1 protein-coding gene is annotated in these 7199 nt (G+C 63.5%); it reads left to right on the forward strand.

The features are described 5' to 3' along the window. Positions 1-6 precede the first annotated feature (6 nt). A partial coding sequence (locus tag ABWY06_RS20680; RefSeq protein WP_353927465.1) for an Hpt domain-containing protein occupies positions 7-7199 on the forward strand: 7193 nt, incomplete at its 3' end.

Below are 7199 nucleotides of genomic sequence, written 5' to 3' on the forward strand. Positions count from 1 at the left end.
GTGGCTATGGGTGATCGGCACGATTATGTCGCCCTGGAGTGGGTCAAAGGCGAAATCGCAGAGACTCTGAAACAGGCGCGGCATGCCCTGGAGGCGTTCGTCGAGAACCCGCAGGACTCGACCCGCATGCGGTTCTGCCTGACCTATGTGCACCAGGTTCATGGCACGTTGCAGATGGTGGAATTCTACGGTGCAGCCTTGCTGGCCGAAGAAATGGAACAGTTGTCCCAGGCCTTGATGGAAGGCCGTGTCACCAACCAGGGCGAAGCCCTGGAAGTGCTGATGCAGGCCATCCTGCAGTTGCCGGTGTACCTGGACCGGATCCAGAGTGCGCGCCGCGACCTGCCGATGGTGGTTTTGCCGCTGCTCAACGACTTGCGTGCCGCCCGTGGCGAAAAGCTGCTCTCGGAAACCAGCTTGTTCTCGCCGGACATGTCGGGCCGCACGCCGGCTTTGTCCGTCGAGTCACTGGCGCAATTGCGCACCGCCGAACTGCCGGTGTTGCTGCGCAAGTTGCGCCAGATGTTGCAGATGGCGCTGGTCGGGGTGATTCGTAATCAGGATCTGGGCACCAACCTGGGCTATATGGCCCGGGTATTCGCGCGCCTGGAAACCCTCTGCAAGGAGGCCCCGCTCGGGCCCCTGTGGCAGATCGCGTCGGGTATGGTCGAAGGCCTGGCCAATGGCAGCGTGGTCAATGGCACTTCGGTGCGGACCCTCCTGCGTCAGGTGGACAAGGAACTCAAGCGTCTGGTCGAGCAGGGTGCGGACGGTATCAACCAGCCGGCCCCCGACGACCTGGCGAAAAACCTGCTGTTCTATGTCGCCAAGTCGAGCGCCGAATCGCCGCGTATTCGCGTGCTCAAGGAACAATATCGTCTGGCCGAAGCGCTGCCGGACGCCGATGTGGTGGATGAGGAGCGCGCCCGCCTGGCGGGTCCGGACCGCGACGCTATGCGCTCGGTGGTGGCCGCCCTCTGTGAAGAGCTGGTGCGGGTCAAGGACAGCCTCGACCTGTTCGTGCGCAGCGACCGGCAGAAAGTCTCCGAGCTGGACAGCCTGTTGGCACCGCTCAAGCAGATCGCCGATACCCTGGCGGTGCTGGGCTTTGGCCAGCCGCGCAAGGTGATAGTCGACCAGATCGACGTGGTGCATAGCCTGTCGCTGGGCCAGCGCGAGGTCAACGATGCAGTCTTGATGGATGTGGCTGGCGCGCTGCTCTATGTCGAGGCCACCTTGGCTGGCATGGTGGGTCAGGCGGACGACCGCGGTCGTGAAGAAAGCCATCTGCCGACCACCGATGTGGCGCAGATTCACCAGTTGGTGATCAAGGAAGCGCGCAATGGCCTGGAACAGGCCAAGGACGCGATCATCGAGTTCATTGCCTCGCAGTGGAACCACGAGCACCTGGCCCGGGTGCCCGAACTGCTGACCCAGGTCCGTGGCGGCCTGGCGATGATCCCCTTGCCCCGTGCCGCGGCCCTGTTGAATGCGTGTAACCGGTATATCCAGGAACAGTTGCTGGCGCGCAAGGCCGTGCCCAATTGGCACAACCTGGATACCCTGGCGGACGCCATCACCAGCGTCGAGTACTACCTCGAGCGCCTGGCTGAAGACCATGCCACTCAGGGCGACCTGATTCTCGATGTGGCCGAGGAAAGCCTGGAAACCCTGGGTTATCCGCTGCAGGAAAAGCCCTCGATTCTTGACCGTGTCGAGCCCGTGGAAGAGAGCATCGCACCGCTTGCGAACCCGATGGACGATATCGAGGTGCTGAGCGACGAGCCCGTCGAGCCGTCACTGGTTGCCGAAGCGCTGGACGCGGCCGAGCTGCCCCCTGTCGATTCGCCAGCGGATGGGCTGGATAACTGGACGTTCGAGGCGCCGGCCAGTGAGCCAGCAGAGCTTGACCTGGCCACCCCGTCGTCGAACCTGGCAGTCGACGCAACACCTGAGTCAGTGCCGTTCGACGAGGAGCTGAGCGGTGAATTTGCCAGTTTGGCCGATACCGCCGAGACAACGCCTGCCACTGTTTCGTTTTCGCCTGACAGGGAATGGGACCTCAGTGCGCCCCAGGAGCTGTCCGTCGACGCCGCGGATTTCAGTTTCGATCTGTCGACCCCGCTCGAGCCCGAGTCCTTGGCCCCAGCGCCCGAGGCGGTTCCGGTTGCCGAACTGCCTTCGCTGGATGAAGAGCTTGCATTCGACGCGCTGGACAGCGACAGCCCGGCCCAATGGGGCGAGGCTGAACTGGCCGGCATGGACCTGCCCGAGGTCGAGCTGCCCAGCCCACCTGTGGCACCTGAGGTGGTCCCGGCCCCGGAGAAGCCACTTTCGCTGGCCGATGTGATGGCCGCGCCGGTGCAGGCGATCAACCCGCCGGCCCATGATGTGCCGCCCAGCCTGCTGCCGCCGCCGGCCGATGAAGAGCCGGTGGACGAAGAGCTGCTGGAAGTCTTTATCGAAGAAGTCGGTGAAGTGCTGGAGACCATCGGCGTGTTCCTGCCGCAGTGGCGCAGCAACACCGAGAACAAGGACGCGTTGATCGAAGTACGCCGTGCTTTCCATACCCTCAAGGGCAGCGGCCGTATGGTCCGTGCCTTGATCATCGGTGAACTGGGCTGGTCCATCGAGAACCTGCTTAACCGCGTGCTCGATCGCAGCATCCTGCCGGGCGATGAGGTGCAGCAGGTCATAGTTGACGTCGTCGCCTTGATGCCCGCATTGGTGGATGAATTTGCCGCCAAGGCCCAGCGTCAGCGTAATGATGTCGATTGCCTCGCCGCCACGGCGCATGCGTTGGCCAGGGGAGAAGAGCTCCCAAAATTTAACGCCCCGGCTCAGGAGCAGGCAGCCGCGTCTGTGGGCGAACCTGTGGCTGCCCCGGTAGTTCAGGCTATAGCGGTGCCTGACGAGGAAGCGCTGGATCCGCAGTTGCTGGAGATCTTCCGCAACGAAGCCGAAACGCACCTGGACACCTTGGTGGGTTTTCTCGCCGACTGTGCCCAGACGTTGCCACAACCGGTCACCGATGACCTGCAGCGCGCGCTGCATACGCTTAAGGGCAGCGCCTATATGGCGGGCATTCTGCCGATTGCTGAAATCGCCGCGCCGCTGGAGAAATTGGCCAAGGAGTTCAAGGCCAATCTGGTTGACATGGATCTGGCCGAAGCGGAATTGCTGCACACTGCGGAGCAACTGTTTCGGGTCGGCGTTGAACAACTGGAAACCCAGCCGTTAGCGCCCATTCCCGGCACCCTCGAGTTCTTCGAACGGGTCCAGCAACTGCATTTCGATCGTCTCGAGGCCGCCGATGCGGCCCGTCAGGGCGACAGCGGCGAGAGTCGCGATCCGCACCTGATCAGCATTTTCCTGGCTGAAGGCATGGACATCCTGTTGGATGCGGAGGACCTGCTTAAGCGCTGGCGTGAACACCCCTCCGAGCGGCAGGAGTTGTCCGCTCTGCTGGACGAGCTGACCACCCTCGGCCGTGGGGCCGAGATGGCCGAGCTACCGCAGATCGATGAGCTGTGCCAGGCACTGCTCAGCCTCTATGGGGCTGTGCAGGATGGCCGTCTGGCCGTTAGCCAGCGTTTCTTCGAGGAAGCCGAAAGCGCCCACGAAGCGCTGATCAGCATGATGGATCAGGTTGCCGCCGGGCTGCAGGTATCGGCCCAGCCGAACCAAGTTGCCGCGGTGCTGGCGCTGCTGGACGAGGCGTTTAATCCAGCCATGCTGGCACTGCTGGAGCCCGCTGCGAGCGCCGCCGTCCAAGTTGTCGAGCTGGACGCCCCTAGTGCTGAACAGCAGTGGAACGAATTGGCTGGTGCCGCGACCAGCGAGCCTGAAACCGTCGAACCATCCCCTGTCGAGCCGTCGCCAGTACTGGTGAGTGAGCCTTGGCCCGATGCGCCGGTTGAGGATGCCGAGGAAGCTGTGGTTCACGAGGCCCTCGATGAGGAAATGGTCGAAATTTTCCTGGAAGAAGCGGTCGACATCCTGGAAAGCGCAGGTCAGGCGCTGGACCGTTGGCTGGGTGAGCCGGACAACAATCGCGCGTTGCTGTCCCTTCAGCGCGATCTGCACACCCTCAAGGGGGGCGCGCGGATGGCCGAGATCAAGCCTATCGGCGATCTGGCCCACGAACTGGAGTCGGTCTACGAAGGCTTGGTTGACCGTCGCTACAGTTATTCCCCGGCGCTGACCGGTTTGCTGCACCAAAGCCATGACCGCCTGGCCACCTTGCTCGACCAGTTGCAGGCCCGTCAGCCGATGCGTGCACCGACTGACCTGATCAAGGCGATCTTGGCCTTTCGTCATGGCGACACCTCCAGTTTTTTGAGTCAACCCTCGTCCGTAGAGATTGACGACCTGTCCACGTCAGCGGCTGTGGACGCGGGTGAACCCCTGGCCGATCGGGCCTGGGATGACGCGCAAGTGCAAGCCTTGCCGACCCTGGACCTGGACGAAGAGCCCCTGAACCTGGACGCGCCGGGCGTGCCCGCGGCCGAGTCGGTCGAGCTGGCGCCACTGCAGTGGGACGAACCGCTGTCGGAAGCCTTGCCGACCCTGGACCTGGACGAACAGCCCCTGAACCTGGACGCGCCGGGCGTGCCTGCGGCCGAGCCGGTCGAGCTGGCGCCAATGCAGTGGGACGAACCGCTGTCGGACGCTTTGCCGACCCCGGACCTGGACGGCGACACGCCGAGCCTGGATGCACCGACTGAGCCAGTGACCGAGTCGGTCGAACTGGCGCCACTGCAGTGGGACGAACCGCTGCCAGAGGCCTTGCCGACCCTGGACCTGGACGGCGAAACGCCGAGCCTGGATGCGCCGAGCGTGCCCGAGGTCGAGTCGGTCGAATTGGCGCCTGTGCAGTGGGACGAACCGCTGCCAGAGGCCCTGCCGACCCTGGACCTTGACGCAGTTGATGCCGCTGCCATATTGGATAGCCCGCCCGAGATAGCCGACGAGCCCGCAGTCGAGCTCGAAGCCGTGCAGTGGAATGATCCGGAGCCGCGGCTCGCCCCGCCGAGCCTGTCCTTGATCGATGAGCCCGACGAGCCGGAGTCCCTGGCGCTGAGCCCCAATGCCCTGGATGACGAGCGTGATCCGGAGTTGGTCGAGATTTTTCTCGAGGAAGGGTTCGATATTATCGACAGCTCCACCGCCGCCTTGCAGCGCTGGATGAGCGACACCAATAACACCCTCGAAGTTGAGTCCCTGCAGCGAGACCTGCACACCCTCAAGGGTGGTGCACGCATGGCCGAAATCCGCGAGATCGGTGACCTGGCCCATGAGCTGGAGTTCCTCTATGAGGGATTGGGCGATGGTCGCTTGCGCGCCAGCCCAGTGCTCTTCGACCTGTTGCAGCGTTGCCATGACCGTCTGGCGCAGATGCTCGAGGCGGTACGCGACAAACGCGGTGCGCCCAGTGGCGACGCGCTGATCGAGACCATCAAGCGGTTTCGCGCCAACCCCGACGAACAACTGAGCATACCGTCCAGCGTTGCACTCAAGGCGGCTCCAGCACCGCAGTCCGCGGACGTCGATGCCGAGGAAGATATTCTTGAAATCTTCCTCGAGGAAGGCGACGACCTGCTCGAGGCGATGGAAGCGGCGATTGGGCGCTGGGAAGGCAATCGTACCGACGCCGCCGCGGTTGACGATATGCTGCGCATTCTGCACACCCTCAAGGGTGGTGCTCGTCTGGCGGGGCAGAAGCGTCTCGGCGACCTGACCCATGACCTCGAACAGCATCTGGCCGAAGCGCAGCAGCAAGGCGCGCCCTGGCCGGACAGCCTGTTCGTCGATGTACAGTCAGGTTTCGAGGCGCTGCAAGGCGAACTCGATCAGCTGCGCGTGCGGCTGAACGAAGTGCTGGCGGTGGATGCCGCCGAGCCGCGTGAGCTGCCTGTCGAATTGCCGCCTGAGCCGGTCGTTCCAGTTTCAAGCCGATTGCTTAGCCCGATCGTCGCAGCCAGCGAAGTGCCGACCACTGCCCTGGTGGCCAAGGTCCTGCCCTTTGTCCGGCGTGCCGAGGAGGCCGCCCTCGAGGCGGCATCGCGGCGAGCTCCGCAGGAACTGGTCAAGGTGCCGGCTGAGTTGCTCGAAGGCCTGGTCAACCTGGCCGGTGAGACCTCGATCTTTCGCGGTCGCGTCGAGCAGCAGGTCAGCGACTTCGGTTTTACCCTCGGCGAGATGGAAGCGACCATCGACCGGGTCCGGGACCAGCTGCGTCGTCTGGATATCGAAACCCAGTCGCAGATCCTCAGCCGTTACCAGGCGGAGGCCGAACGGGCCGGGTACGAAGATTTCGACCCTCTGGAAATGGACCGTCACTCGCAGCTGCAGCAGCTGTCGCGTTCGTTGTTCGAGTCCGCGTCCGACTTGTTGGACCTGAAGGAAACCCTGACTGCGCGTAACCGCGACGCGGAAACCCTGCTGTTGCAACAGGCACGGGTCAATACCGAGTTGCAGGAAGGCCTGATGCGTACACGCATGGTGCCGTTCGAGCGAATGTTGCCTCGGTTGAAGCGCATCGTCCGTCAGGTCTCCAGTGAGCTGGGCAAGGACGTGGAATTCATCGTCGGCAACGCTGAAGGCGAGATGGACCGCAATGTGCTCGAACGCATGGCGGCCCCCTTGGAACACATGCTGCGCAACGCGGTGGACCATGGGCTGGAATCTACCGAGGCACGCATTGCGGCGGGTAAGCCGGCGCAAGGCACGATTACTCTGGATCTGTCGCGAGAGGGTGGCGACATCATTTTCGACATCCGCGACGACGGCGCCGGCGTGCCGCTGGATGCCGTGCGCCGCAAAGCGATCAAGCGGGGTCTGCTGGCGCCCGACAGCGATATCAGTGACCGCGACGTGCTGCAATTCATCCTGCAGCCGGGGTTCTCGACAGCGGAAAAAATCACCCAGATTTCCGGGCGTGGCGTCGGCATGGACGTGGTCCACGAAGAAGTGCGCCAACTCGGCGGCAGCATGAGCATCGATTCGGTGCCGGGGCAGGGCGTGCATTTCCGCATTCGCCTGCCGTTCACCGTGTCGGTCAATCGGGCGTTGATGGTGCAGTGCCTGGATGAGCAATATGCGATCCCGCTGAACACCATCGACGGCATCGTCCGGGTCCTGCCCAATGAGCTCGAAGGGCATTACCAACTCGATCCACCGGCCTACCAATACGCCGG

This window comes from Pseudomonas sp. (assembly GCF_040514055.1).
Taxonomy (GTDB): Bacteria; Pseudomonadota; Gammaproteobacteria; order Pseudomonadales; family Pseudomonadaceae; genus Aquipseudomonas.